This window comes from Microbacterium sp. NPDC089696 (genome assembly GCF_044749125.1).
Taxonomy (GTDB): Bacteria; Actinomycetota; Actinomycetes; order Actinomycetales; family Microbacteriaceae; genus Microbacterium.
In genome coordinates this window covers 547,538-574,272 of sequence record NZ_JBIVHF010000002.1, presented here as the reverse complement: position 1 = coordinate 574,272, position 26,735 = coordinate 547,538, and the positions used below count along the sequence as shown (strand labels likewise).

Annotated in this window: 25 protein-coding genes and 1 pseudogene; 18 read left to right on the top strand and 8 right to left on the bottom strand. The window is 70.4% G+C overall.

The window, feature by feature from the left end:
- Positions 1–36 precede the first annotated feature (36 nt).
- On the top strand, positions 37–1,020 hold the full coding sequence (locus ACIPY8_RS13145; protein ID WP_400818854.1) for a helix-turn-helix transcriptional regulator: 984 nt from the start codon (positions 37–39) through the stop codon (positions 1,018–1,020).
- Here ACIPY8_RS13145 and ACIPY8_RS13140 read toward each other — a convergent pair.
- The gene (locus ACIPY8_RS13140) at positions 1,009–1,959 is read right to left on the bottom strand and encodes a hypothetical protein (protein WP_400818852.1); all 951 of its coding nucleotides are present in this window, start codon (positions 1,957–1,959) and stop codon (positions 1,009–1,011) included. The two genes, ACIPY8_RS13145 and ACIPY8_RS13140, sit on opposite strands and share 12 nt — an antisense overlap.
- A gap of 148 nt (positions 1,960–2,107) precedes the next feature.
- Here ACIPY8_RS13140 and ACIPY8_RS13135 point away from each other — a divergent pair.
- Both ACIPY8_RS13135 and ACIPY8_RS13130 read left to right on the top strand, forming a co-directional pair.
- Positions 2,108–2,183 (top strand): annotated as a pseudogene (locus tag ACIPY8_RS13135).
- Positions 2,184–2,194: 11 nt separating this feature from the next.
- Positions 2,195–2,938: a DUF3800 domain-containing protein gene (locus ACIPY8_RS13130; protein ID WP_400818849.1), complete on the top strand. Its 744-nt coding sequence runs from the start codon at positions 2,195–2,197 to the stop codon at positions 2,936–2,938.
- 68 nt (positions 2,939–3,006) lie between these two features.
- Here ACIPY8_RS13130 and ACIPY8_RS13125 read toward each other — a convergent pair whose 3' ends face one another.
- On the bottom strand, positions 3,007–3,615 hold the full coding sequence (locus ACIPY8_RS13125) for a TetR/AcrR family transcriptional regulator (protein ID WP_400818846.1): 609 nt from the start codon (positions 3,613–3,615) through the stop codon (positions 3,007–3,009).
- A 70-nt stretch (positions 3,616–3,685) separates the two neighbouring features.
- Between ACIPY8_RS13125 and ACIPY8_RS13120 the strand changes: the two genes are divergently transcribed.
- Together ACIPY8_RS13120 and arfB are read left to right on the top strand one after the other, a co-directional pair.
- Complete coding sequence (locus ACIPY8_RS13120; RefSeq protein WP_400818843.1) at positions 3,686–4,969, top strand: MFS transporter; 1,284 nt, start codon at positions 3,686–3,688, stop codon at positions 4,967–4,969.
- 129 nt (positions 4,970–5,098) lie between these two features.
- Positions 5,099–5,539, top strand: coding sequence for an alternative ribosome rescue aminoacyl-tRNA hydrolase ArfB (arfB, locus tag ACIPY8_RS13115; protein ID WP_400818840.1), 441 nt, complete (start codon positions 5,099–5,101; stop codon positions 5,537–5,539).
- 186 nt (positions 5,540–5,725) lie between these two features.
- Here arfB and ACIPY8_RS13110 read toward each other — a convergent pair whose 3' ends face one another.
- Entirely contained in the window at positions 5,726–7,798 is a 2,073-nt protein-coding gene (locus tag ACIPY8_RS13110) for a bifunctional lysylphosphatidylglycerol flippase/synthetase MprF (protein WP_400818837.1), read from the bottom strand.
- Positions 7,799–7,897: 99 nt separating this feature from the next.
- Here ACIPY8_RS13110 and ACIPY8_RS13105 point away from each other — a divergent pair, with 99 nt between their 5' ends.
- Positions 7,898–8,962: a PQQ-dependent sugar dehydrogenase gene (locus ACIPY8_RS13105; protein WP_400818834.1), complete on the top strand. Its 1,065-nt coding sequence runs from the start codon at positions 7,898–7,900 to the stop codon at positions 8,960–8,962.
- 23 nt (positions 8,963–8,985) lie between these two features.
- Complete coding sequence (locus ACIPY8_RS13100) at positions 8,986–10,791, top strand: glycerophosphoryl diester phosphodiesterase membrane domain-containing protein (RefSeq protein WP_400818832.1); 1,806 nt, start codon at positions 8,986–8,988, stop codon at positions 10,789–10,791.
- 13 nt (positions 10,792–10,804) lie between these two features.
- On the opposite strand, the gene ACIPY8_RS13095 is transcribed toward ACIPY8_RS13100, so the two are convergent.
- Both ACIPY8_RS13095 and ACIPY8_RS13090 read right to left on the bottom strand, forming a co-directional pair.
- Positions 10,805–11,464 carry a DsbA family protein gene (locus ACIPY8_RS13095; protein ID WP_400818829.1) on the bottom strand — a complete coding sequence of 220 codons (660 nt, stop codon included), beginning with the start codon at positions 11,462–11,464 and terminating at the stop codon, positions 10,805–10,807.
- 93 nt (positions 11,465–11,557) lie between these two features.
- The gene (locus tag ACIPY8_RS13090; RefSeq protein WP_400818827.1) at positions 11,558–11,980 is read right to left on the bottom strand and encodes a hypothetical protein; all 423 of its coding nucleotides are present in this window, start codon (positions 11,978–11,980) and stop codon (positions 11,558–11,560) included.
- Positions 11,981–12,068: 88 nt separating this feature from the next.
- Here ACIPY8_RS13090 and ACIPY8_RS13085 point away from each other — a divergent pair, with 88 nt between their 5' ends.
- From ACIPY8_RS13085 to ACIPY8_RS13075, 3 genes are read left to right on the top strand one after another with little or no spacing between them, the layout of a single operon-like run.
- Positions 12,069–12,419 (top strand): PLDc N-terminal domain-containing protein, encoded by a 351-nt coding sequence (locus tag ACIPY8_RS13085; RefSeq protein ID WP_400818824.1) that lies wholly within the window; start codon positions 12,069–12,071, stop codon positions 12,417–12,419.
- Positions 12,416–14,092 carry a 2-succinyl-5-enolpyruvyl-6-hydroxy-3-cyclohexene-1-carboxylic-acid synthase gene (gene menD / locus ACIPY8_RS13080; protein WP_400818821.1) on the top strand — a complete coding sequence of 559 codons (1,677 nt, stop codon included), beginning with the start codon at positions 12,416–12,418 and terminating at the stop codon, positions 14,090–14,092. The genes ACIPY8_RS13085 and menD overlap by 4 nt, the downstream gene beginning before the upstream one ends.
- 43 nt (positions 14,093–14,135) lie before the next feature.
- The gene (locus tag ACIPY8_RS13075; protein WP_400818818.1) at positions 14,136–14,978 is read left to right on the top strand and encodes a polyphosphate kinase 2 family protein; all 843 of its coding nucleotides are present in this window, start codon (positions 14,136–14,138) and stop codon (positions 14,976–14,978) included.
- Positions 14,979–15,008: 30 nt separating this feature from the next.
- Here the strand turns inward: ACIPY8_RS13075 and ACIPY8_RS13070 are convergent, their stop codons facing one another.
- The gene (locus ACIPY8_RS13070) at positions 15,009–16,247 is read right to left on the bottom strand and encodes an isochorismate synthase MenF (RefSeq protein ID WP_400818815.1); all 1,239 of its coding nucleotides are present in this window, start codon (positions 16,245–16,247) and stop codon (positions 15,009–15,011) included.
- Positions 16,248–16,305: 58 nt separating this feature from the next.
- Here ACIPY8_RS13070 and ACIPY8_RS13065 point away from each other — a divergent pair, with 58 nt between their 5' ends.
- From ACIPY8_RS13065 to ACIPY8_RS13040, 6 genes are all read left to right on the top strand, one after another.
- Entirely contained in the window at positions 16,306–16,869 is a 564-nt protein-coding gene (locus ACIPY8_RS13065) for a hypothetical protein (RefSeq protein ID WP_400818813.1), read from the top strand.
- 9 nt (positions 16,870–16,878) lie between these two features.
- Positions 16,879–17,613 carry a class I SAM-dependent methyltransferase gene (locus ACIPY8_RS13060; RefSeq protein ID WP_400818811.1) on the top strand — a complete coding sequence of 245 codons (735 nt, stop codon included), beginning with the start codon at positions 16,879–16,881 and terminating at the stop codon, positions 17,611–17,613.
- A gap of 45 nt (positions 17,614–17,658) precedes the next feature.
- Positions 17,659–18,720, top strand: a complete 1,062-nt coding sequence (locus ACIPY8_RS13055; protein ID WP_400818808.1) for a polyprenyl synthetase family protein — start codon at positions 17,659–17,661, stop codon at positions 18,718–18,720.
- 60 nt (positions 18,721–18,780) lie between these two features.
- The gene (locus ACIPY8_RS13050) at positions 18,781–20,154 is read left to right on the top strand and encodes an FAD-dependent oxidoreductase (protein ID WP_400818806.1); all 1,374 of its coding nucleotides are present in this window, start codon (positions 18,781–18,783) and stop codon (positions 20,152–20,154) included.
- A gap of 62 nt (positions 20,155–20,216) precedes the next feature.
- Complete coding sequence (locus tag ACIPY8_RS13045; protein WP_400818804.1) at positions 20,217–21,254, top strand: hypothetical protein; 1,038 nt, start codon at positions 20,217–20,219, stop codon at positions 21,252–21,254.
- Positions 21,255–21,280: 26 nt separating this feature from the next.
- Positions 21,281–22,288 (top strand): alpha/beta hydrolase, encoded by a 1,008-nt coding sequence (locus ACIPY8_RS13040; RefSeq protein WP_400818801.1) that lies wholly within the window; start codon positions 21,281–21,283, stop codon positions 22,286–22,288.
- 17 nt (positions 22,289–22,305) lie between these two features.
- On the opposite strand, the gene ACIPY8_RS13035 is transcribed toward ACIPY8_RS13040, so the two are convergent.
- The gene (locus ACIPY8_RS13035) at positions 22,306–22,941 is read right to left on the bottom strand and encodes a GntR family transcriptional regulator (RefSeq protein WP_400818799.1); all 636 of its coding nucleotides are present in this window, start codon (positions 22,939–22,941) and stop codon (positions 22,306–22,308) included.
- Positions 22,942–23,174: 233 nt separating this feature from the next.
- Positions 23,175–23,663: a YajQ family cyclic di-GMP-binding protein gene (locus ACIPY8_RS13030; RefSeq protein WP_400818797.1), complete on the bottom strand. Its 489-nt coding sequence runs from the start codon at positions 23,661–23,663 to the stop codon at positions 23,175–23,177.
- Between the two features lie 198 nt (positions 23,664–23,861).
- On the opposite strand from ACIPY8_RS13030, the gene ACIPY8_RS13025 reads away from it, so the two are divergent.
- Together ACIPY8_RS13025 and ACIPY8_RS13020 are read left to right on the top strand one after the other, a co-directional pair.
- Positions 23,862–25,064 carry an extracellular solute-binding protein gene (locus ACIPY8_RS13025; RefSeq protein WP_400818796.1) on the top strand — a complete coding sequence of 401 codons (1,203 nt, stop codon included), beginning with the start codon at positions 23,862–23,864 and terminating at the stop codon, positions 25,062–25,064.
- Positions 25,065–25,130: 66 nt separating this feature from the next.
- Entirely contained in the window at positions 25,131–26,735 is a 1,605-nt protein-coding gene (locus tag ACIPY8_RS13020) for an ABC transporter permease subunit (RefSeq protein ID WP_400818794.1), read from the top strand.

Here is a 26,735-nt window from a genome sequence, read left to right as displayed (position 1 = left end):
ACAGATCCTGTCCGCGATCTCTGCGAATCTGGAAGCATGTCCGACACCACCTCGCGCGCGCTGACGCTGCTCAACCTGCTGCAGACCCACCGGCACTGGCCCGGCACCGAGCTCGCCGCACGGCTCGGCGTGACCGAGCGCACCGTGCGCCGCGACGTCGACCGGCTGCGCGACCTCGGCTACCGCGTCGAGTCGACGCCCGGTGCCGCCGGCGGGTACCGGCTCGAGGCGGGCAGCGCCGTGCCGCCCCTGCTCCTCACCGACGACGAGGCGGTCACGATGGCGATCGGGCTCCGGGTGGCCGCGACGCAGCAGCTCGTCGACGGAGCCGAGGTCACGCTCACCGCGCTCGCCAAGCTCGAGCAGGTGCTCCCCGCCGCGCTGCGACGCCGCGTCAACGCGCTCGCCGCCTCCGTGCAGCCGACCACCGCGCGCACCGCGCCCGTGATCTCGCCGCTCGTGCTCGGGGAGCTCGCGCTCGCCGCCCGCGACCACGAGCGCGTGCGGCTGCGCTACGTCGACCGGGAGGGCGCCGAGAGCATCCGTCGGGTCGAGCCGCACGTGCTGTCACCGGCCGACCGCAACTGGTACCTGCTGTGCTGGGACCTCGAGCGCGACGACTGGCGCACGCTGCGCGTCGACCGGATCGTGTCGGTCGAGCACACGCGCGTGCTGTTCCCGCCGCGGGACATGTCCGAAGAGGAGGTGCAGGAGCGCATCCTCCTGGCGACGTCCTGGTCGCCGCAGAAGATCGAGGCCGATGTCGTCATGGACCTGCCGATCGAGACCATGCGCGAGCACTTCGGCATCTGGGCCGACGGAGCCGTCCCCGAGGGCGACCGCACCCGCTGGCCGGTCGGGGGCTCGGACTGGCGCGAGGCCGTGTACGGGATGTTCTACGTGCCGACGGGGGTCGAGTACACGACCGATTTCCCCGAGCCGCACCGGGCCGAGCTGCGCGAAGCGCTCGGTCGCCTCATCCGCGCCCTGGACGCCCCGGCGCCCCCGTCACGCTTCTGAGCGACGCGGAGTCGAGGCGTGAAACGGGAGGATCGACGGCGGATTCGCGTCGTTCCAGCGCTGGAACGTCTGCACGGTCCAGAACCAGGCGAACAGCACCAGCGCCACGACCTCGCCGATCAGCACGGCCGGGGTCTCGCCGAACGTCTGCCGGAAGACGATCGCCGCGACGAGGAACAGCAGATCGAGGATGAGCAGTCCCGCGATCACGCGGTAGATCACGCGCTGGCGCGGCGTCGGAGCGGTCTCGTGCACATCGAGCGGGCCGCCCGCGTAGAGGATCGGCACCGCCGCGAAGCATCCGAAGAACAACAGGGTCACCGCGAAGTGGATGCTGTGCACCGGCCAGAAGTTGAACGGGAAGTCCTGGTTCAGGGTCGGCGCGAACGCGAGCGCCACGACCACGGCCGCGGTGAGGAGCGCGATCGCCGACACGATCACGGCCGAGCGGTTCGGGGTGCGCGTGCGGGCGCGGATCACCGCCATCACCACCACCGTCGTGACGACGACGATCGCATACACGGCGATGCCGGCCTTCGCCCCTCCCACGGCCGCGGAGGGGATGCAGTCCGTCGCGGAGGGGCATGGCAGATGTCCTTCCGCGCGGGCGTCGGCGATCCCGGTCGGCACGATCGCGATGAGCGGAGCGAACACCGCGCAGATGTCGAGCAGCGTCGTCGCACGACTGCGGCCGGACAGCGCGAGAAGCGCCACGGCCACCGCGAACAGGCAGCCGGTGAACACGTCGCGCATCGGGGTGTAGAACGCATGGCTGATCGACGTGAGCGGATGCCAGCCGAGCTGGAGCGGCTGCCACGTGACGACGACGCTCTGCACCGCGACGCCCATGAGCAGTGCGAGCACGACGAGCACGAGCGACAGGCGCAGATAGCGGTGGGTCTTCTGGCCGGTGGAGGCGGAGTCGACGTCAACGGCCATGCCCGCGACGCTACACCGAACCCGCCGACGCTCCACGACCGCCCGCGGATGTCGCTCGATGTCGGATGCCGTCACGCGACGACACGCAGGGTTAATCCAGGGAATGGTCCTGGTGGATCAGATCACGGCGGGGTAACGTCGACCCCATCGCGGCGATCCGGGCGGTCCCGGGCCTCAGCTCATATCTGACGGCGTTGCGGGTTCGACTCCCGCCGTCGCGTCCACTCCGGACGCAGTGCCTGCGACGCTATATCTCGCGTCGTGCGGGACTCCGATCTCCGCCTCTCGCTACGCTCCGTGCGTGTCCGTGATCCACCTGTACGCCGACGAGACGGGGAACCTCGACTACAAGGCGCCGACTTCACCGACTGAGTCCGGGTACTTCGGGTTCGGCACCGCCATGTTCGTCGACGAGCACGGCGGTGCGATCTGGAGAGGTCACGAGCTGCGTACTGGTCTCGCGGACAAGGGGATGCAGCTTCCGGGCGGCTTCCATGCGAAGAACGACAGCGTCGCGACGCGCACCGAGATGTTCGACGTGATCCGGGAACTGGGGCCCCGCATCGACACGACCTTCCTGTACAAGCCCAACGCGTACGAGTACGTCAAGGCGAAGGGGCAGATGTACCTGTACAAACTCGCCTGGTATCTGCACATCAAGGAGGTCGTGCTGAGGGTGTCGTCGCGAAGTGACCGGCTCGTGATCGTGGCGGGCAGTTTCGGCACCCATCAGCGCGCGACCCAGGCACGCGAAGCGATCCGCGACGTCTGCGATCAGATCGATCGGCGGATCACCCTCTGCGTCTGGGACTCGCCGACGTCTTGGGGGCTGCAGGTCGCGGACTACGCCCTCTGGGGTGTGCATCGACATCTCGTCGGCAAGGGCGGCGCGTGGTACCACGACGCGATCGCGCCTTCGTTGGCGACGACCTTCAGGCCTTGGGGTGTCGCCCCAGAGAAAATGTCGGCTATCCCCTGAGGGAAGAGATCCCCTGGACCTCTTGTCGCCGACGCCCTCAGCGTAGCAGGGCCGTCTGACATCCTCCCTCAGCGTCCGGCGAGCCGTGCCTCGACCTGGTCCCATCCGCCGTCGAGCACGACGAAGCCGGCTTCGAGCGTCGCGAGCTGGTCGTCGCTGTCGGTCACCAGCAGCTGCAGCTGCAGCACGAAGCGGGAGAAGACGCGCAGCTCGGCCGTGGGGGCGTCGAGGTCGAGTTCGTCGGCGATCGCATCGGCCAGGGCGTCTTCGTGGCGCAGCCACATCTTCGCGGCGTAGTCGCGCAGCGCGGGGGTCTCGTTGAGGAACCGCATGAAGATGCGGGCCACGTCCTCGCCGTGCTCGTCGAGGTTCACCCCGATCTCGCTGCGGTAGAAGTCGTGGATCGCGCGGCTGATCGTCACGCCCTCCGCCCTCTCGCGCACCGCGGCGACGAGCCGGTCGCGCTGCTCGTCGTCCTCGTCGAAGACGAGCGCCTCCTTCTGCGGGAAGTGCGCGAACACGGTCGTGGGGGAGACGTCGGCGGCGTCGGCCACCTCGCGGATGCTGACTTCGTCGAACCCGCGCTCGAGGAACATCATCGTCGCGACGTCGGAGATGTTCTTGCGCGTCGCGGCCTTCTTGCGCTCGCGGCGGCCGAGGGGCTCGCTGGTGGTCATGCCCTCACTCTATCGCGAAGTCGGTACAAAACTGGCTTGACACCAAAACTGGTATTGATACAGTTACGGAGTGACTTCACTCAAATCGCCCGCGCGCAGCGACAAGCGCGCCTGGGTCATGCTCATCGTCCTCACGATGCTCACCGTGATCGGCATGACCGTCGTCCTCCCCGTGCTGCCCTTCGTCGTCCTGCAGTACGTCACCCACGAGCACGATCTCGCGCTCTGGGTCGGCGTGCTCGAGGCGATCAACGGACTCTGCGCGTTCCTCGTCGCGCCGTTCCTCGGCCGACTCTCCGACCGCTTCGGCCGCCGCCCCGTGATCATCGCCGCGGCCTTCGGCGCCGCGTTCTCGATGGCGCTGTTCGGCATCGGCGGCGCCATCTGGGTCCTCGTGCTCGCCCGCGTCATCCAGGGCCTCACCGCCGGCGACATGCCCGCGCTGTTCGCCTACCTCGCCGACATCACGCCGCCCGAGAAGCGCGCGCAGCGCTTCGGCCTGCTCGGCGCGCTGTCCGGCATCGGCATGATGCTCGGCCCGGCGATCGGAGGCCTCCTCGCGGCCGTCAGCCTGCAGTTGCCGGTCTTCCTCACGGCCGCGGTCTCGCTCGTGATCGCGATCCTCAGCCTCTTCCTGCTTCCCGAGAGCCTCAAGCCCGAGAACCGCATCCCCGCGATCCGCGCCCGCGACGTGCAGCCGTTCGCCGTGTTCAAGGAGGCATTCGGCCGCACCGAGCTCCGGGCGCTCATGATCGGCTTCGGCCTCCTCGCGCTGCCCTTCGGCTTCTTCGTGAACAACTTCAGCGTGCTCGCGCTCGACTCGATCCAGTGGGGCCCGACACAGATCGGCCTCCTGACGGCGGCCGTCGGCATCATCGACATCCTCATCCAGGGCGTGCTGCTCGGCATCCTGCTCCCGCGGATCGGCGAGCGCGGCGTCATCGTCAGCGGCATCGTCGCGCAGATGATCGGCCTCGCCGGTCTCGCGATCGTCGCCTCGGTCCTCGCCCAGCCGTGGGTGTTCATCGTCGGCGCACTGCTGCTCGCCGCCGGACAGGGCGCCTCGCAGGCCGCCATGGACGGCGCGATGTCCAACGCCGTCGGCGACGACGAGCAGGGCTGGCTCGGCGGGGCGACGCAGTCCTTGAACGCCGCCATGAGCACGGTCGCGCCGCTCATCGCCGCCGCGCTCTACACGACCGTCAGTCACGCGGCGCCGTACTGGCTCGGCGTCGCGCTCATGATCGTCGCGGCGATCGTCGTCGGCCGCGCGCACATCGCGAACACGGCCAAGCACGAGCCGGCATCCGCTCCGGCATCCGACTCCGAGCCGCTCGAGCCCGTCGCGCGCTGAGCCCCGCTTCCCGGCAACGCGGACGACGTGCCGGATCTCGGACGATCCTCCCCGGATCGTCCGAGATCCGCGTGCGTCGCCGAGATCCGTGATGCCGGGAGCATTCCGGACGGGGTGGATGATGGAGGCATGCCCGCTCCGCACCGCCCCGGTCTTCGGGTGTCCGGCGCGCTCACGATCCCCGAGGCCGAGCTGTCGTGGAGGTTCTCCCGGTCGTCGGGCCCGGGCGGTCAGGGCGTGAACACCGCCGACTCGCGTGTGGAGCTGGTGTGGGATGCCGCGCACAGCGCCGTCCTCTCACCCGTCCAGCGCGAGCGCGTGCTCGACCGGCTCGCGGCGCGGCTCGTCGACGGCGTGCTGACGATCGCGGCATCCGAACACCGCGCCCAGCTGCGCAACCGGGATGCCGCGCGCGAGCGCCTCGCGGCCGTGGTCGGGGCGGCGCTGCGGCCTCCCGCGCCGCCTCGCCGGCCGACGAAGCCGAGCCGCGGCTCGAAGGAACGCCGCCTCACGGCCAAGCACCGCCGCACCGACGTCAAGCAGCTGCGGCGGAAGCCCCGAGACCTCTGAGATCGCTGTTCCGCCGCGGTGCCCGGGGATCCTCTCCTGTGGCGACGGCTCCGATCGCAGTTGGTGCCGCGGTCGACGCGCTGGTCCGTGTTCCGGTCGCAGAAGGTGCCGCTCGAGCGCCGTCTCGGCGGCACGAAGTGCGACCGGAACGCGGGACGGCCGTGGGTCGCCGGCACGCCGTGCGACCTAGTCGCCCCCGCCGCGCACGAGCTCGAGTCCGGCGCCGGCGAACTGCCGCAGCGTCGCGTCGGGCAGGAACGCCCTCGTCAGGGCGGGCCCGATCGCCGCGAGGTCGCTCTCGTCGCGGAACAGCAGGTACATGGTCTCGTAGCGCGGGTGGAACTTCTGCTTGAAGCGGTGCAGCGAGCCGAAGCCGTACACCGGCTCCAGGGCTTCGGCGAGCCGGTCGCTCAGCGCCGCGATCATGCCCGCGTCCGGCGGGTAGTCGTGCGCGAGCGGAGCGCCCGAGAGCGACATGATCTCCGCGCCCTCCTCGGAGAACAGCTGCGCCGACGAGCCGATCAGGAACTCCATGACGGGCCCGAAGCCTCCGTCACGCCGTCGCATGAGGTCGAGCGTCCATCCGCGCACCCCGCCGTCGCCGCCGTACACGGGCAACCACGACAGGAATCCGTCGACGTCGCCGTTCGGCGCGAGGGCGAGCGCCAGCCGCACCTCGGGGTCCTCCGCCTCCTCGAGCGTGCCGAGCGTGAAGCGCATCTCGGGCAGGTCCTTGTCTCCGACCCACGCCTCGGAGATCGCGCGCAGCTGCTGCTGCACGCCCCACGACTCCGACTCGAGGTGCGTCATGCGGAACGTCATGTCCTCGCGCCCCGCCTTGTTGAGCGAGGTGCGCACCGAGTTCCAGCGCTTGCCCGTGAACTGCAGTCCGGGGAGGTCGACGATCGTGTCGTCGGCCACGACGAGGCTGCGCCATCCGGAGGGCACGGCGTCGCGAGTGGCCTGGTCCGCGCTGAAGAAGCAGGGGACGAGCCCGGCGTGCTCGGAGACGCGGATGAAGTCCGCGACCGCCGCGGATCTCTCGGATGCGGGTCCGATCGGATCCGCGAGCGCGAGTGCGACACCGCTCCGTCGCTGGTAGGCGACGATCCCGCCGTCGGTGCGGGCGTAGCTGTTGCCCTCCCAGGTCGTCATCCACGACAGGGTCCCACCGCCGTGCGTGCGCAGCGCGTTCTTGACGTCGTCCGCGGTCGGGGCGGGCTGCGCGCCGAGGAGCGACTTGCGCTTGGCGCGGAACGCGCGGCGTACCCACACCAGATACACGAGCATGATCACCCAGAGGATGCCGTTCGCGAGCGCGAGAGCGGTGTCGCCGTCCCACCGCAGATCGATCTCGGCCTGCGTCGCGATGGAGATGAGCGCGAGCACGAGCCCCGCCACCAGGATGTTGAATATCCCGAGCAGGAGCACGAGCACCCAGGCCCAGCGGCGTCCGCGTCGCAGACCGTTCACGAGCACGAGGATCACGACGAGATCGATCGCGAGGTCGATGAATCCGCCGGAGATGGGGTCGGTCGAGCCGAAGGGGCCGTCGGTCGCGACGAGGGTCGTGATGATCTCGACGGCTCCGAGCACGAGGATCGCGATCACGGCGATCAGGCGCTGCTCCCGGACCGTCGTGTGGCGTACCCGCAGCGACCGGTCGACGCTCAGGATCAGCAGCACCGCCAGCAGGTGCTCGAGGTCGGCGACCTTGCCCCAGAACAGCATCGCGATGAACACGAACCCGAGGAGGATCAACCAGCCGCGCACCCGCCACGGGGGCCGGAACAGGCCGACGGCCGCGGCGATGCACGCCATGGTGCCGCCCGAGGCGCCGACATCCAGCGCCTGCGCCTGCGTCGTCGCCCACGCCCACGGGAACAGCGACAGGACCGACAGGAGCAACGCGGTCGCCAGGATCGCGAACAGCTGCCCGATGCCGTAATAGGCGAGAGCGACGCGGCTGCCCCGCCGATGCTCCAGGTACGCCATCCCCCAGAATCCGGCGATCGTGAAGACGTAGACCCACGGCTGGTTCACGAAGAACGTGCCCGTGATCGGCGTCCACCACTTCCCGTCGACGAGGTTCGGCAACCCGTAGGCCACGTCGCCGAACAGCACCGACTCCTCGAACGGGCGCCACAGGCCCTGCCACACCACGCCGACGACGAGGATCAGAGCGACCAGGGTGAGTGTCGCGGGGATCCTCCGGGCGAACGCCAGGACGGGATGCGGGGTGCGACGCGCCTCGGTCATGCGCCTCAGCGTAGCGACGGAGGCGCGTCGGCGGGAGGTGGAGAGTCGAGACGCCGGCGCGGGGTGTCGCTCGACGGCGATCCGGTGTGGGATGGAGGCATGAGCGCACAGGCCGTCACGCGACGACACCGGATCGCCGTCCGGGGGATCGGAGTGCTCGCCGCGGCAGCCCTCGGTCTCGCGGGCTGCGTCTCGACGACGGTGGCCGAACCCGGCGCGACGGTCGACACCGTCGTCGACGGACTCGACGCACCCTGGTCGATCGCCTTCCATGACGGGACGGCTCTCGTGAGCGAGCGCGACAGCGCGCGGATCCTCGAGCTCGCCGACGACGGCGGGACGCGCGAGGTCGCCGTGATCGACGGAGTCGCGCCCGGGGGAGAGGGCGGGCTGCTCGGGCTCGCCGTGCACGACGACGAGCTCTTCACGTACTTCACGGCCGACGGGGAGAACCGTGTCGAACGACGGGCCATCGCGGGCGAGGCAGGGGCGCTGACGCTGAGCGATGCGACGGTCGTGATCGACGGCATCCCCGCCGCGGGGAACCACAACGGCGGCCGCCTCGCGTTCGGGCCCGACGGGATGCTCTACATCACGACCGGGGACGCCGGTGACCGCGACAGCGCGCAGGACCTCGACGCGCTCTCCGGGAAGATCCTCCGGGTGACCCCGGCGGGTGCCGTGCCGGACGACAACCCGTTCCCGGGCTCACCCGTCTACAGCTACGGTCATCGCAACCCGCAGGGCATCGCGTGGGATGCCGCGGGCACCATGTACGCGAGCGAGTTCGGCCAGGACACGTGGGACGAGCTGAACGTGATCGAGGCCGGCGGGAACTACGGATGGCCCGACGTCGAGGGCATCGCCGGCGACGACGACTTCATCGATCCCGTGCAGCAGTGGGCGCCGGACACCGCGAGCCCCAGCGGCATCGCCGTCACCGGCACGGACATCCTGATCGCGAACCTCCGCGGCGAGCGCCTGCGCGTCGTGCCGCTCGACGACCTGTCGGCGGGTTCGGAGCGGTACATCGGCGAGCTCGGCCGGCTGCGGGACGTGGTCGTCGCCCCGGGCGGCGCGGTGTGGCTGCTGACGAACAACACGGACGGTCGCGGCGGTCCGCGGGAGGGCGACGATCGGATCACGAGGTTCGACGCGGGCTGACGCGCTCCCGATACTCTCGCAGCATGGAGGAGACGACGACCGCGCCGGGAGCGTGGCGCACCGTGGCCTCGGCGGCCCGCATCGCCGGGCGTCTTCTCCGGCGCCGACTCGTGCTCGTGCTCGTCGTCGCGATCGTCACGCAGGGCCTGTACGTGTGGGCGGTCCTGCCGCTGCTCCTGACGCTGTTCCAGGGGGCTCTCGACATCGCGGGCGTCGACGGCCTGAGCGTCGACGGCCTTCCCGGGCTGCTCGGCAGCCCGCTCGCGCTGCTCGTCCTGCTGCTGCTCGCGGTCGTGGCGACGGCGTTCGTGCTCGTCGAGATCAGCGTCTTCTCGATCGTCGGACATCTGTGCCTGCGCGGCGAGGCGCCGAGCGTCCGGGCGATCCTCCACGGTCTCGGCGCGCTGCTGCGTCGCGTCGCGAGCTGGCAGGCGCTGCTCTTCGCGGGGTATGCCCTGCTCGTGCTGCCGCTCGCGCACCTGGGCGTGGGGGCCACCATCACCTCGCACATCGCGATCCCGGCGTTCATCTCCGGAGAGCTCACCAAGACCACGGCCGGAGCCTGGATCTACGCGCTCGCGATCCTCGCGATCGTCTACCTGGCTCTGCGGCTCGCCGCGACCGCCGCCGTGCTCGCCGGAGAGGATCGCACCGTGATCGGCGCCATGCGCCGCAGCATCGTGCTCACGCGGCGCACGCAGCTCCCGCTCCTCGCCGTCTTCGCCGTCGTGGCGGTGGTCGCCGGTGCCGTGCTGATCCTCGCCGTGCTCCTCGGAGCGGTCCCCGTCGCGCTCGCGTCGGAGTCGGGTGCGGGGAACGACGTCGCCGGCAGCGCACTCGCGCTCCTCGACCTCGTGCGCTTCGTCGCCGCCGGGCTCGCGGCGGCGTTCCTGTCGTTCCTGTTCGTGGCGCTGTCGCGCGGGACGGAGGCCGCACCCTCGACCGGCGAGCCGGTACGCGACCGTCTCTCCCGCGCGGTCGCGGTCGTGGTGGCGGTGCTGTTCGTGTTCTTCGGCGCCCCGCCGGTCGCGTTCGCGTCGATCGCCTCCGCCGAGACCGTGGCACCGCCCCTCATCATCGCCCATCGCGGGTACACGGCGTTCGGGGTCGAGAACACGATCCCCGCGCTGCGTGCCGCGGCGGACGCGGGAGCGGATGTCGTCGAGATGGACATCCAGGAGACCGCCGACCAGGGGTTCGTGGTGATCCACGACGCACGTCTGCAGCGTCTCGCCGGCGATCAGCGCTCCGTCGGCGCCCTCACGCAGGACGAGGCCGCGGCGATCACCGTGCGTCAGGGGGAGTTCGAGGCCCGCATCCCCACGCTCGAGGAGTACCTGCGCACGGCCGACGAGCTCGGCATCCGCGTCCTGGTCGAGGTCAAGCCGCACGGGGGCGAGGCGCCCGGTCTCGCGGGTCGCGTCGCCGCCGCCCTGAACGAGCTCGATCCGGATCATCGGCACCTCGTGCAATCGCTCGACTCCGACGTCGTGACGGGCGTGCGCGAGGCCGATCCCGAGCGCGAGGTCATCCTCGTCACCGGGTTCCAGATCGGCAACGCGCCCACGACCGACGCCGACGGGGTGGCGGTGGAGGACTGGTCCTACTCGGACGAGATGCTCGTGCGACTGCATCAGCAGGGCAAGACTCTGTTCGTGTGGACGGTGAACGACGCCGGGCTGCTCACCGAGTACGGCGGCAGCGGCGTCGACGGGATCATCACCGACGAGGTCGCCGAGGCGGTCACGCTGCGCGAGGTGCAGCAGAGCATCGGCGACCCGGTCACGCGCTATCTGTCGGCGGCCACACGCATCGTCGCCGTCTTCTGAGGGGCGGGCCCGGTCACCGGTCCGCGCCGATCGCCTCCTCGATCGCGGCCTCCAGGTCGTCCCACGCCTCCAGGGTCACGGCCTGGCCGTCGATGAAGAAGCTCGGGGTGCTGCGGACGCCGAGCTTCTCGCCGTCGCTCTTGTCGGCCTGCACGCGCTCGAGGGTCGCGGGGTCGGCGATCGCGGCGTCGTAGGCCGCGAGATCCAGGCCCAGATCCTCCGCGAAGCCGCGGAACACCTCGGGGGTCTCGACGCTGTTCTCGCCCCACTGCGCCTGCGTCTCGAACAGCCGGTGGTACATGTCCTCGAAGCGGTCCTGCTGCGCCGCGGCTTCGGCGGCGAGCGCGGCCTGCGTCGAGTTGATGTGGCCGGGGAGCGGGAAGTACCGCACGACGTAGGTGATGTCTCCGGCGAACCGGGTACGGAGATCCTCGACGATCGGGTAGAAGGCGCCGCACGCCTCGCACTCGAAGTCTAGGAACTCGACGACCGTGACGGCGCCGTCACCGCCCCGGTCGAGGACGTGCGAGTCGGTGCGGACGGTCTGCAGGCGCTCGCCTTCGGGTGGGGCCGGTTCGGCGGCTCGCTGCGTCATGGTGAACACGATGGCGACGATCGCGAGCACGATCGCGACGCCGAGGGCGATCAGGGTCGCTTTGACAGGGGTCTTCATTGGTCTCTCCCAGAGGGTGTGTCAGGCACGGATGATCCAGGACGGGCTCGTCGCCGGAGGTGGGGTCGGATGCCGCGGTGCGGCGAGCCCGGATCAGGTGCGGGAGAGGGAGAGCTGGACGAGCGTGAGGGCGGGGACCGCGCGGTGCGGACCCGCGCGGGGCGGAGCGGCCGCGCGCCGGGCGTCGGCAGGGCGCAGCAGCGCCCCTCCGACGGGGAGTCGTCGGAGCACCAGCACGAGGAGGAAGCAGCACAGCGCCGCGATCACGACCGTGCCGACGTCCACCGGCGCGGCGTCGGCGACCGATGCCGAGACCCCTGCGGATCCGTGACCGTGCTCGGCGGAGGCGGAGGCCCCCGGGGCGAGGCAGAGGCCCGCGTGCGCGTCGGCGGTGCGGTGCGAGGTCGACCAGGCGCCGATCAGCAGCAGCAGCGCGAGGCCGAGAGCGAGGGCGACCCTGACGATCAGCATCCGCTCGGTCCCGCGCGACGACGGCCGGAATGTCGGGGTGCGCATGGTGCGCGCAGTCTAACAATCCGGCCTCGGTGCCGCCTCCGGGGCTCCGAGCGGAGCCGCGGTCGATACGCGCACCTACACTGGAGGGGTGGCGAGACTGTTGATCGTAGGCGGCTTCCTGGCCGCCGTGTTCTGGGTGTTCAGCATCGTCGACTGCGCCGTGCAGCCGTCGACGCGTCACCGGGGCGTGCGCAAGGCCGTCTGGATCCTCATCGTCATCCTGATCCCCGTCATCGGCGGCATCCTGTGGTTCACGATCGGCCGCCGCCGCGCGAACGAGAAGGGGGCGATCCGCGTTCTCGCACCGGACGACGACCCCGAGTTCCTGCGCAGCATCAGCAAGAGCGAGCAGGACGCGCGCATCCGCCGTCTCGAAGAGGAGCTCGCCAAGCTCGAGGACGAGACCGACGACGGCTCCGCCCCGGACCCGCGTCCGTGACGTCATCTCCGGCGATGGATGCCGCGGCATCCCTCCTCGCGGAACTCGTCGCCCACGGGGTGCGCGAGGTCGTCCTCTCGCCGGGTTCGCGCTCGCAGGCCCTCGCGCTCGCCGCGGTGCACGCCGCCGATCAGGGGGCGCTGCGCGTGCATGTCCGGATCGACGAGCGCGTCGCGGGCTTCACGGCTCTGGGCCTGTCGCGCGAGACCGGCGTCCCCGCGGCGGTGATCTGCACCTCGGGAACCGCCGCCGCGAACCTGCTCCCCGCCGCGATGGAGGCGTTCCACGCGGGTGTGCCGCTGCTGCTGCTCACCGCCGACCGTCCGCCCGAGCTGCGCGGCGTCGGGGCGAACCAGGCGACTGTCCAGCCGGGTCTGTTCGCGGCGTTCGCGCGCGAGCAGATCGACGCGCCGGTCCCCGGAGACGGACCCGCCGACGGCGACTGGTCCGGACTCGGCGCGCGCGCGGTCGCCGCAGCGATGGGCGGAGAGGCCGCGCACGGACTTCCCGGCGTCGCCGGTCCCGTGCACCTGAACCTCCCGTCCCGCGAGCCGCTGTCCGGAGCGCACCCCGTCGTCGACCTCGTGCCGGGTGAGGCGCCTCGTCCGACCGCGGAGACCCCGTTCGAGATCGTTCCGGGGCTCCGCACCGTCGTGATCGCCGGGGCGGATGCCGGGCCGGACGCCGAGGACATCGCGCACGCCGGTTCGTGGCCGCTCCTCGCCGAGATCGTGAGCGGAGCCCGGTTCGGCCGCCGTCTCGTGCACGGCTACCGCGCGCTGCTCGACGACCCGGAGCTCGGCGGCCGCGTCGAACGCGCCGTGGTGCTCGGTCACCCGACCCTGAGCCGTCAGGTCGCACGCCTCCTCGCGCGATCCGGTGTCGAGGTGATCGCGGTGCGCCGCGGCGGCGAGGCTCTCGATCTCAACGGCCGGACGACCTCGGTGAGCGGCGTACGGGTGGTCGACGGTCCGGCCGATCGGGAGTGGCTGGGGGCCTGGCTCACGGCATCCGCCGTGCATGTCGTCGACCTCAGCGAGGCCGCGCCCGACCAGGACGGTCTCGTGTCGGCCGACCCCGCCGTGCGACGCGACGCCGTGGCCGCGGAGCTCGCCGCGGTCCGCCGTCCGCTCGACCGCGAGCTGCTGGTCGACGCGGTGTGGCGGGCGACCTGGCCGCACGACCGTCTGGTGCTCGGGTCCTCGCGCCTCGTGCGCGTCGCCGATGCGGTGCTCCCCGGCAAGAAGGTGCCCGTGCACGCCAACCGCGGTCTCGCCGGGATCGACGGCACCGTCGCGACCGCCACCGGCATCGCCCTGGCGAGCCAGGCGGGCGGCGCCCCCGGCATCACACGCGTGCTGCTCGGCGACCTCACGCTGCTGCATGACGTCGGATCGCTCCTCCTGCCGCCCGACGAGGACGAGCCGCGTCTGCAGGTCATCGTCGGCAACGACGGCGGGGGCACGATCTTCGATGCGCTGGAGGTGGCCTCCACGGCCGACCGCGCCGATCTGGACCGGGCGTTCTACACCCCGCACGCGGTACGCCTCGAGCAGCTCGCGACGGCCTACGGCTGGGAGTACCAGCGCGTCACGACCCGCGCAGCGCTCGACCAGGCGCTCACGGCACCCGCCGGCGGACGCCAGCTCATCGAGGTCCCCCTCGCACGCTGACCGACGCTCCCGTGCGGTGCGTCGGCGGTGGCAGGATGGGCGCATGAACGCGCACTCCTGGTCCCGCATCCTGCAGGTCGGCGAGGGCTTCCGCCTCGCCGACGTCGACCCCTCGAGCACGCCCGGATACCACGGGCACAAGGCCGAGGGAGAGCGCGATCTCGCCGCCGGTCTCGACGAGCTGAACATCCTGCAGGAGCGCCTCTTCGCCGAGAGTCGCGTCGGAGTCGCGGAGGACTCCGTGCTGCTGATCCTGCAGGCCATGGATTCGGCGGGCAAGGGCGGGATCGTGCGCCATGTGGTCGGCGGCGTCGACCCGCAGGGCGTGATGCTGACGGCGTTCAAGGCGCCGACCGCCGAGGAGCGCGCGCACGACTTCCTGTGGCGGGTCGAGAAGCGTCTGCCGGAGGCGGGGTTCATCGGGGTGTTCGACCGCTCGCACTACGAAGACGTGCTGATCGGGCGGGTGCGCTCCCTCGCGCCGGCCGACGAGATCGAACGGCGCTACGGGGCGATCACGGCGTTCGAGGACGCCGCAGTGGCGGCCGGGACGCGCATCGTCAAGGTCATGCTGCACATCTCGCCCGAGGAGCAGAAGTCCCGCCTGATGGAGCGTCTCGAGCGGCCCGACAAGTACTGGAAGTACAACCCCGGCGACGTCGACGAGCGGATGCTGTGGGACGAGTACATGGCCGCGTACCAGACCGTCTTCGAGCACACCTCGACCGCCGCGGCGCCGTGGCACGTGGTCCCGGCCGACCGCAAGTGGTACGCCCGCCTCGCGGTGCAGGAGCTGCTGCTCGACGCCCTGCAGCGCGTCGATCCGCAGTGGCCGGCCGCTGATTTCGACGTCGAGGCCGAGAAGAAGCGCCTCGCCGCGAGCTGACGAGACGCGCCTCGGCGCCCGCGAAACGCCTCAGGCCAGTGCGTCCACGAGCGGCCGGAACTTGACCCGCGTCTCGAGCAGCTCGGACTCCGGGTCCGACCCCGCGACGATCCCCGCGCCGGCGTACGCGGTGACGGCGATGCCGTCCGCGGCCGACGAGAACTGCGCGCAGCGCAGGGCGATGGCCCATTCGCCGTTGCCCGCGGCGTCCACCCATCCGACCGGGCCGGCGTAGCGCCCGCGGTCGAAGGGCTCGAGCTCGCGGATCGCGGCGATCGCGGCGGGTGTCGGCGTGCCGGCGACGGCCGCGGTGGGGTGCAGCGCCCCGACCAGGTCGAGCGACGAACCGCCCTCGGCGAGCTCGCCCTCGACGTCGGTCGCGAGGTGGAAGAGGTTCGGCAGCTTGAGCAGGAACGGCTGCTCGCTCGCGGCGAGGGCGCGCGTGTGCGGACGCAGCGACGCGAGCACGCTCTGCACCGCGTACTGGTGCTCGTCGAGGTCCTTCGTGCTGGAGGCGAGGTGGGCGGATGCCGCGACGTCGGCGTCCGCATCCGCGCCGCGCCCGATCGTGCCGGCCAGCACGCGGGCCGTGACGGTGCGGTCCTGCACGGTGACGAGCGTCTCGGGGCTCGCGCCGATCAGACCGTCGACGGCGAACGCCCAGGTGTCGGGGTAGCCGGTGGACAGCGCCCGGACGAGACGGCGCAGGTCGGATCCGGCGGGGATGCTGCCGGTGAGATCGCGCGCGAGAACGACCTTGCTCAGCTCGCCCGTGTCGATCCGCCCCAGCGCCGCGCGCACGGAGTCCTGGTAGCCCTGCGGGCTCTGCGCTCCCGGGCCGACGGTTCCCGCCCAGTGCGGCCCGTACGGCCGGGTCTCGGCATCCGCGTCGGTCGTGCCGATGCTCGTGAGCCAGGTGCGACCGCGATGGCGGCCGATCACGCGCGAGGGCACGATCAGCACGCTGTCCGCGGCGGAGTCCTCGTCGAACGCGAGCGCGCCGAAGGCGACGAGCCCGGTGCCGGGAAGACGCAGCGGATCGTCGATGTCGGCGCCGTCGGTCAGGGCACGCCAGGCCTCGGCGATCGCCGCGGAGCGCATCGTCCCCGTGCCCGCGGGCACGCGGACCGTCGAGACGACATCGGCGCCGACGGCCACGATCCCGTCGCCGCGACGCAGCCACGCCAGCGGCCGGTCGGGGTCGGCGTAGGCCAGGGGGTCCTCGATCGGATCGATCTCACGGGTCCGCACGACCAGCCTGCTGCTCACGCCTCCAGCCTAGTTCCGCCTCGGGGCCCTCTCGTCGTTCTCGGCATACCCTGAGGGCATGACCGACGCACGACCCGCACCCGGTGCCCAGATGACTTTCCAGTGGCGCAAATGGGACGGATCGCCGCACTGGCGCCACGACTGCGTGTACCTCGGCGCCGATGACTGGGGCGATTGGCTCGGGCAGCCCACCGGATGGCTCAGCGCCCGGCCGGGGGCGTCTTTCGTCGCCGAGACCCCGAACGTCACCCTGATCCCTCGGCGGACCGACTTCGCCCTCACCGTCAACCGTGCTCACCCGCGGGGGATGCGCGTGTACATCGACCTCGGCTGGGAGATCGGGTGGTCGGACGATCCGCTCCTGGCCACGGGGATCGACATGGACCTCGACGTCGTGCGCGTCGTGGGCGAGCGCGGCACCTGGGTCGACGACCGCGACGAGTGGGCCGAGCACAGCGCGCTGTTCGGATACCCGCCCGAGGTCATGACGGCGCTGGAAGAGCTGGCGCTCGACCTCGAGGATCGCGTGCGTGCCCAGGTGGCCCCCTTCGACGACGCCACGGCGGACGTGTGGCTCGACCGGCTCGAGGCCCTCGGGCTGCCGCCCAGGTCGCCCGCCTAGACTGGACGTGTGACCCCGAACGATGTGAACCGCGCCGACCTCGGCAAGGACCCCGACCGCGTCAGCGGCATGTTCGATCAGGTCGCCGCGGGCTACGACCGCACGAATACGGCGATGACGGTCGGCAACGACGCGCTCTGGCGTGCGGCCACGACCCGCGCCGTCGCGCCGAAGCCGGGGGAGCGCATCCTCGACCTCGGCGCGGGCACGGCCTCGTCGTCGGCCTCCCTCGCCCGCAGCGGGGCCGAGGTCGTCGCCGCCGACTTCTCGCCGGGGATGCTCGCCGAGGGCCGTCGTCGTCACGGCAGCATCCGCAACCTGTCCTTCGTGCAGTCGGATGCGACCGACCTGCCGTTCGCAGACGACGAGTTCGACGCCGTCACGATGTCGTACGCGCTGCGCAACGTCAACGACCCGAAGAAGGCGCTGCGGGAGCTGCTCCGTGTGACGAAGCCCGGCGGTCGCCTCGTGATCAACGAGTTCTCGACGCCGCCGGCGCCCCTGTTCCGCTCCGCCTACCGCTTCTACAACTCCCAGGTGCTGCCGCGGGTCGCCCGCGTGGCCGGCACGAACGGCGAGGCCTACGACTACCTGAACGAGTCGATCAGGGACTGGCCCGACCAGAAGACGCTCGCGGCGTGGATCCGTGACGCCGGGTGGACCGACGTCGCCTACCGCAACCTCTCCTTCGGCATCGTGGCGCTGCACCGCGCACGCAAGCCTCGCACCGGCACGACCGCGTGAGCATCGCGCGCGAACCCGCCCCACGGACGACGGTAGGCTGATCCCGTGACTTCGAGCCGCGTTGCCCCGGGTTCGCGACTGGCGAGCCGTCTCGGTTTCAGCGACCGCGTCTTCATCGGCACGGCCGGTCGCCGCATCGCCCAGGCCATCGAAGACGGGCTGGAGCGCGTCGAGACGGGTCTCGCCGAGGACGTGAGGGTCGCCGACCCGCTCGCCGACGCCGCGAGCCGCTACCTGTACGAGGCCGGCGGCAAGCGCATCCGCCCCGTGCTCACCCTCCTCGCCGCCCAGCTCGGCGACGGCAACACGGAGCAGGTCATCGACGTCGCCAAGGCGCTCGAGATCACTCACCTGGGCTCGCTGTACCACGACGACGTGATGGACGGCGCCGATCGCCGTCGCGGCGTCCCGGCCGCGCAGACCGTGTGGGGCAACAACATCGCGATCCTCACGGGCGACATCCTCTTCTCCCGCGCGAGCCAGCTCATGTCGCGCCTGGGCGAGCGGGCGATCCGCCTGCAGGCCGACACGTTCGAGCGTCTCGTGCTCGGTCAGATGCACGAGACCATCGGCGCTCAGCCCGACGACGACCCGATCGAGTTCTACATCCAGGTGCTGGCCGACAAGACCGGATCGCTGATCGCCGCCGCGACGCAGGGCGGCGTGATCTTCTCGAACGCGCCGAGCGAGTACGAGGAGCCGCTGCGCGTGTACGGCGAGAAGATCGGCGTCGCGTTCCAGCTCCTCGACGACGTCATCGACCTGTCGTCGAACCCCGAGGACACCGGCAAGGTGCCCGGCACCGATCTCCGTGCGGGCGTGCCGACCATGCCCTACCTCCTCCTCAAGGCCGAGACCGACGACGGTTCGATCGACCTCGCCGCGCGCATCGACGAGGGCGTCGCCCGCATCGCCGACGGCGCCGACCCCATGATCCTCGACGGTCCGCTCGCCGAGCTGCGTGACCACACCGGCACGCAGAAGACACTGGCGCTCGCGCACACCTGGACACAGGATGCGATCGACGCGCTCGCCCCGCTCCCGCGCGGCACCGTGCGCGAGGCGCTCACGCGCTTCGCCGAGACCCTCGTCGAACGCTCCAGCTGATCCGGACGCGGCCCACGGCCGCGCGGATCCGGGCGTGACGGCACACGAAAGGACCCTCTTATGACCAAGCTCAGACTGGCCATCGTCGGCGCGGGCCCCGCCGGCATCTACGCCGCCGACATCCTGCTGAAGGCCGAGCGCAAGTTCGACGTCTCGATCGATCTGTTCGAGCAGCTTCCGGCGCCGTACGGCCTCGTCCGCTACGGCGTGGCCCCCGACCACCCGCGCATCAAGGGCATCATCACCGCGCTGCGCGACGTGCTCGACCGCGGCGACATCCGCCTCTTCGGCAACGTCCGCTTCGGTGAGGACATCACGCTCGACGACCTCAAGAAGCACTACAACGCCGTGATCTTCGCGACCGGCGCGATCCGCGACACCTCCCTCGACATCCCGGGCATCGACGCGGTGGCCTCCTACGGGGCGGCGGACTACGTCAGCTGGTTCGACGGGCACCCGGACGTGCCGCGCGAGTGGCCGCTCGACGCGGCATCGGTCGGCGTGCTCGGCAACGGCAACGTCGCGCTCGACGTCGCCCGGATGCTGGCGAAGCACGCCGAGGACCTCCTCGTGACCGAGGTGCCGGAGAACGTCTACGACGGTCTGAAGGCCAGCGAGATCACCGACGTGCACGTGTTCGGTCGTCGAGGCCCCGCCCAGGTGAAGTTCACGCCGCTCGAGCTGCGCGAGCTCGGCGAGCTGCGCGACGTCGACATGGTCGTGTACGACGAGGACTTCGACTACGACGACGCGTCGAAGGACGCCGTGGCCAGCAACAAGCAGGTCATGGTGATCGATCGCATCCTGCAGTCGTGGCGCAAGCGCGATTCCGTCAACAACGCGGGCGGCACGGCTTCGCGTCGCCTGCACCTGCACTTCTGGGCGCGTCCGGTCGAGGTCCGCACCGACGACGCCGGACGGGTCGCCGCTCTCGTGTACGAGCGCACGCAGCCCGACGGGCAGGGCGGCGCCGTCGGCACGGGGGAGATGCGCGAGGTGCCGCTGCAGGCGCTCTACCGCGCGATCGGCTACTTCGGCTCGCCGCTGCCCGACGTGCCGTTCGACAAGAAGCACGGTGTGATCCCGAACCGCGAGGGCCAGGTGCTCGCGAAGGACTCCAACCAGCAGGTGCCCGGCATCTATGCGACCGGCTGGATCAAGCGCGGACCCGTCGGACTCATCGGGCACACCAAGTCCGACGCCATGGAGACCGTGCGGCACATCATCAACGACCAGGGGTCGTGGTGGCACCCGGAGGATCCCTCCGAGGAGGCCGTGGTCGCCCTGCTCCAGGAACGCGGCGTGCGCTGGACCGATCTCGACGGGTGGCACCGGCTCGACGAGCACGAGATCGGACTCGGCGCCCCGCAGGAGCGCGCCCGGGTCAAGGTCGTTCCGCGCGAGGAGATGGTGCGCGTCTCCCGCGGCGAGTGACCGTCATCGGATCGTTGCCCGTCCGCCGCGTGTCGGAGCAGGTGCGTCAATAGGCTGAACGCATGCGACTGCGTCCTCTGCTCGTGCTCGGCACGGCCGCCCTCCTCCTGCTGACCGCCTGCGCCCCGGAGCCCACGCCGAGCCCGACGCCGACCCGGTCGCCGTCGGCCACGCCGACCCCCACCCCGACCCCCGAGCCGATCGTCGAACCGGACGCCGCGTTCGCCGTGACCTGCGACGACGTCGCCGCGGAGATGGCGGGACTGGTGGGCGAGCCGAGCACCCCGGTGAACCCGGCGTTGAGCATCGTGTCGGGGCCGGGATGGCTCCCGGGACCCGCGCAGTACATGTTCCAGCGCGCCGCCGGCATCGCGTGTTCGGCCGGCGACACGACTCGCAACTGGGAGGTGTCGATCGCTCCCGGTGCCGAGTCGATCGTGGCGGGCGCCACGGAGCGCGGCGGGTACTGGGGCGAAGTGGGCTGGTGCGACGCCGGCACCTGCATGTTCGAGTTCCCCGACGGCGGTGTCTTCGTCTCCGCCTCGATCCGCGACTCCGTGATCGGCGCAGGCGACACCGAGCGCGTGAGGGAGGCCCTGCGTCGACTGGCGGCCTCCGCGGCGGCCAGCATCCGCGAGGTCGCGTACGTCGACAGCGACATCGTCGGCATGCCGTGCGAGCACTTCATCACGGAGGAGGGCGTGCGCGACGTCGCGGGCGAGGACGTCACCCTGTCCACGAAGTTCGAGGGGTGGGGCATCCCGGCCGAGATCTACGAGGTCGTGAACGGCTCACGCATCTGCTTCTTCATGTCGACCGAGGGGGACATGGGGACGGCTCGGAGCTATCTGATGGTCACGTCCCTCCCTGCCGGAGCCTGGGCCTTCGAGAAGCAGGTCGGCACGGCCGTCGACATCGAGGGAGCGGATGCCGCACTCGCGAGCGAGGGGCAGCACGGTCAGCGCTACCTCGACCTGCGGATCGGCCTCGACTGGATCCGCCTGATGACCTTCGACAACGGCTCGGGTGCCGCCGACCCGGCCGCGTACGCCGCGACCGTCGTGCGCAGTCTGACCACGGGCGTCACGGCTCCGGAGTGATGACCGGCGTGAGCTAGCCTGGCCGCATGGCTGACTGGATCCCCGACGTCCTCGGAGACGAGTTCGAGCAGCTGACGCTCACGCTCGAGCCCGACGACGAGGGGGACGTGGTCGCCACGGTCGTGCGGGCGCTGCCCTCCGAGCGCGGGTGGTGGGAGCGCTGGCGGGGGCGGACGCGGATGCTGGAGGACGTCGACGTCCTGTACGTGCACGGGTGGTCGGACTACTTCTTCCAGAAGCGTCTCGCGCGGTTCTGGACGGGGCGCGGCGCCCGGTTCTTCGCGCTGGATCTGCGGAAGTACGGACGGAGCCTCCGTGACGGTCAGACTCCGGGATTCGTGACGGATCTCACCACCTACGACGAGGACATCGCGGCCGCGCTCGATGCGATGGGCCGCGGTGCCGAGGGCACGGGTTCCGGCCGGCGCCTCATACTGCTCGGTCATTCGACGGGCGGTCTCACACTGAGCCTGTGGGCGTCGCGACACCCCGGCACCGCATCCGCGGTGATCCTCAACAGCCCGTGGCTCGAGTTCCAGGTGGCCTCGGCCCGTCCCCTCATCGCCCCGGTGGCGGAGCTGCAGGCGCGCTGGGCGCCCCGGGAGGTGGCGCCGCAGGTCGACCTGGGCTTCTACACTCGGGCGCAGCAGGAGGTCGCCGACCCTGACGACCCCGTGGAGGTGAACCTCGCGTGGCGCCCCGCGCAGACCATGGCGGTCCACGCCGGCTGGTTCCATGCGATCCTCACGGGGCATGCGGCGGTGGCGGCGGGCCTCTCGATCGCCGCCCCGGTGTGCGTGCTGCTGTCGGCCCGGTCGGCGACTCCGACCCGATGGTCCGACGACCTCACGCGGGCGGACTCTGTGCTCGTGGTCGACGACATCGCCCGCGCGGCGCTTCGACTCGGACCGTCGGTGACGGTCGAGCGCATCGACGGCGCTCTGCACGACGTCTTCCTCTCACGGCACGATGCCCGCGAGGACGCGTATGCGAGGCTCGACCGCTGGGTGCGAGGCTGGTCGGCGCTCGGCTGATGACCCCGGCGGAGCGCTCAGACGCCGTACATCGCGCGAGCGAGTCGCTCGGCGTCGTCGGCGTCGCCGCGCAGGATCGCGTCGTGGAATCCGCGGTAGATGCGCTGCATCGTCTCGCGGCCGCTCGCGGGGATCGACCACTGACGGAGGTTGCGGGCGAGCGCCATGCTGGCGTCGCGCAGCAGGATCTGGTGCTGCACGTTCCGGCTGTGATCGCTGAGGAAAGTGAAGACGGTCCAGCGGATGTCGAACGTCCGCAGGTCGTCGTGGGGACTCTCGTACAGCTCCTCGACGAGGAGGGCGGCGCTCTCGCGCTCGTGCAGGGTCATGCGAGCGACACCCATGCGTGCGGCCATGCCGGCCTGGTAGCCGGCGAACTCGAGTGTCTGCTCGACCACCTCGGGAGTCACCGAGGTGACCTCCGTGTAGCGGCTCGGATACATCACGACGAGTCCGAGCCGCTCGAGCCGCTGCAGAGCCTCCCGCACCGGCGTGCGCGATACGTGCAGCTCCTCCGCGACATCCACGTCACGGATGCGATGACCCGGCTCGAGCTCGCCGGTGACGATCTGCCCGCCGATGTGCCGGAAGACCTCTTCCGCGAGCAGCTGTTTGCTCTCGCGCACACCCGTCGTCGAACGGTTGTTGTTCATGAACTGCCCCCAGACGCGTTCCCAGACCGGAGCACCCCGAAATGCCCGGAACGCCACTACATCACGAAGTCGATCACTCTGCCAATAATCCACAGGTGTACACGAGGGGCGTTCACACGGACTCGCGCCGAAATGTGATCGCACGCCCGATCGAGCGATGAGGGTCGTGGGTGCCGACGACGACGGGGGCGGATGCCGCAGCATCCGCCCCCGTCGTTCTCGACCGTCGCGCGTCAGCGGTAGTTGATGAACTGCAGGTCGATGTCGAGGTCGGAGCCCTTGAGCAGCGCGATAACGGACTGGAGGTCGTCGCGGCTCTTGGACTGCACGCGGAGCTCGTCGCCCTGGATCTGGCTCTTCACGCCCTTGGGACCCTCGTCGCGGATGATCTTGTTGATCTTCTTCGCGTTCTCCGAGGAGATGCCGTCCTTGAGCGACGAGGCGATGCGGAACTCCTTGCCGCTCGCGAACGGCTCCCCCGACTCGAGGCTCTTGAGCGAGATGCCGCGCTTGATGAGCTTGGACTGGAACACGTCGAGCACGGCGTTCGCGCGCTCCTCGGTGTTCGCGGTGATGAGGACCTGCTCGCCGCTCCAGGCGATGGAGGCGCCGGTGCCCTTGAAGTCGTAGCGCTGCTCGATCTCCTTGCGCGCCTGGTTCAGGGCGTTCTCGGCCTCCTGGTGATCCACTTTCGAGACGATGTCAAAGGAACTGTCAGCCATGACGAAAGTGTATCGACCGCACCGGGATCCCGCTGATGCGCCGTGATTCTGAAAACGTTTCCACTCCTGCGCCGGTCACGGACACCGGTCACAGGTTGATATCAACCGCCGCTTCCGTTTCGCATCAGTCTCCGATCGATGCATACTGTAAGCGCTTGCAGTTCTGCAGGCGATCAGTTCCCAGAGAGGCACACACCAATGAAGGTGACCAAGAGGGGCATCGTCGCCGCCGGCGCCATCGCCCTCGTTTCGACCCTTTCCCTTGCCGGCTGCTCTCCCGCGACGAGCGGGGATTCCGCGGAGTCCGAGGGCGGCACGCTGACCGTCTGGGTCGACGCCGAGCGCGTCGACGCCCTGCAGGGTGCGGCTGACGCGTACCAGGAGAAGACCGGCGTCACGGTCAAGCTCGTGGGCAAGTCCGTCGACGACATGAAGGACGACTTCATCCAGCAGGTCCCGACCGGCAAGGGGCCCGACGTGGTCATGGGCGCGCACGACTGGCTCGGCGAGCTGTCGACCAACGGCGTCGTCGCGCCGCTCGAGCTGGGCGACTCGGCATCCGACTACCTGCCGGTCGCGCTCCAGGCCGCCACCTACGACGGCACTGTCTACATGCTCCCGTACGCGGTCGAGAACATCGCCGTGCTCCGGAACGCGGACCTCGTGCCGACCGCACCGACGAGCTTCGACGACATGATCTCGAAGGGCGCCTTCGTCGTCGAGCAGGGTGCCGAGGGCAACCCGTACCACCTGTACCCGTTCCAGACGGCGTCCGGGGCGCCGGTGTTCGGCACCGACGACTCGGGCGGCTACGACGCGACCGACCTCCAGCTCGGTGGCGACGGCGGCTACGCGTTCGCGGACTGGCTCTCGGCGCAGGGCGCGGCAGGGACGCTGAACACCGACATCGACGGCGAGATCGCCAAGCAGCAGTTCCTCGACGGCACCGCCGCCTTCTGGCTCACCGGACCGTGGAACGTCGGCCCGGCGATCGACGCCGGCATCAACGTCGCGATCGACCCGATCCCGAGCCCCACCGGCGAGACCGCGTCGCCGTTCGCCGGGGTCAAGGGCTTCTTCGTGAGTTCCGAGTCGAAGAACAAGGTCGCCGCGAACGACTTCCTCGTGAACTTCATCGGCACCGAGGACGTGCAGCTCGAGCTGTTCGAAGCCGGCAACCTCCTGCCCGCTCTGACGGCGGCGGCCGACACCGCGGCAGCCGACCCGATCATCGCCGGCTTCCAGGCCGTCGGCGCCGAGGCCGTCCCGATGCCCGCCATCCCCGCCATGGGAGCGGTCTGGCAGTTCTGGGGCGTCGCCGAGGCCGCGATCATCAACGGCGCCGACCCCACGACGACGTGGCAGAAGCTCGTCGACGACGTCACGGCCGCGATCAAGTAACCCACCCAGCACCACCCCTGCCGGGGCGGACCTCGTCCGCCCCGGCAGAACCACGACGGGGACGAGATGACTGACACCGCCGAGCCCACGGCTCCTCCCACCAAGCGCCAGCGCCAGGCCGCGCGCATCGCCGAGGCCGCATCCGCTCCGATCGGCTGGATGCTGCTGAAGATCCTGCTCCTCGCGGTCGTCGACGCGATCGCGCTGTACGCGGTGTTCGTCCTCGCCGGGAAGCACGAGTGGCTCGTGCTCGGCCTCGTGGTCGTCGTCACGATCCTCGTCAACCACATCTACTTCTCGCGGCGGCGCGTGCCGGCGAAGTACCTCACACCGGGGATCATCTTCCTCGTCGTGTTCCAGGTGTTCACGCTCGCGTACACCGGGTACATCGGCTTCACCAACTACGGCACCGGCCACAACGGCAGCAAGGAGCAGGCCGTCTCCTCGCTCCTCGCGTCGGCGCAGGAGCGGGTCGAGGACTCTCCCACCTATCCCGTCACGGTGGTCGAGCAGTTCGGCACGTACGGGCTGCTGGTGACCGACCCCGACTCCGGTGATGCGCTCCTCGGCACGGCCGAGCAGCCGCTGCAGGAGGTCGACGCCGAGTTCGAGGGCGGGCAGGCGGTGGCGGTCGACGGATGGACCACGCTCCCGCTCGCCACGGTGTTCACGCTCTCGGCCGAGCTCGAGAAGCTCTCGGTGCCGTTCAGCGACGACCCGAACGACGGCGCGCTTCGGGCTCCCGATGGGCAGAAGGGCTACCTGTACGTCTCGACGCTGGAGTACGACCAGGCCGCCGACACGATCACCGACACCGAGACCGGCACCGTGTACTCCGACATCGGCACCGGTGCGTTCACGGATGAGGACGGCGCCGAGCTGCTCCCGGGGTGGCAGACCACGGTCGGCGTCGACAACTTCGTGCGCGCCGTCACGGACGAATCCATCCGCGGCCCCCTCATCTCGGTCACCGTGTGGACGTTCGTGTTCGCGCTGCTGTCGGTCGCGACCACGTTCTTCCTCGGACTGCTGCTCGCCCTCGTCTTCAACAACACCCGGATGCGGTTCCGCAACGGGTACCGGATCATCCTGATCCTCCCGTACGCGTTCCCCGCGTTCCTGTCGGCCCTCGTCTGGGCGGGCATGATGAACGAGAGCTTCGGATTCCTCAACCAGGTGGTCTTCGGGGGCGCGGACATCCCGTGGCTCACCGATCCGACGCTCGCCAAGGTGTCGGTGCTCCTGGTGAACCTCTGGCTCGGCTTCCCCTACATGTTCCTCGTCTGCATGGGCGCCCTGCAGGGCATCCCGGAGGACGTGAACGAGGCGGCCGTGATGGACGGCGCGAATCCGTGGCAGATCTTCCGCCGCATCAAGCTGCCGCTGCTGCTCGTGACGGTCGCCCCGCTGCTGATCTCCTCGTTCGCGTTCAACTTCAACAACTTCAACCTGATCTACATGCTCACGAACGGCGGTCCGCGCTTCGACGACGTGAGCATCCCCGTCGGGCACACCGACATCCTGATCTCGATGGTCTACAAGGTGGCGTTCACCGGGCAGACCCGCGACTACGGACTCGCGTCCGCGTTCACCATCCTGATCTTCCTCGTGGTCGCGACGATCTCGATCATCAGCTTCCGCAAGACCAAGGCCCTCGAGGAGCTGAACTGA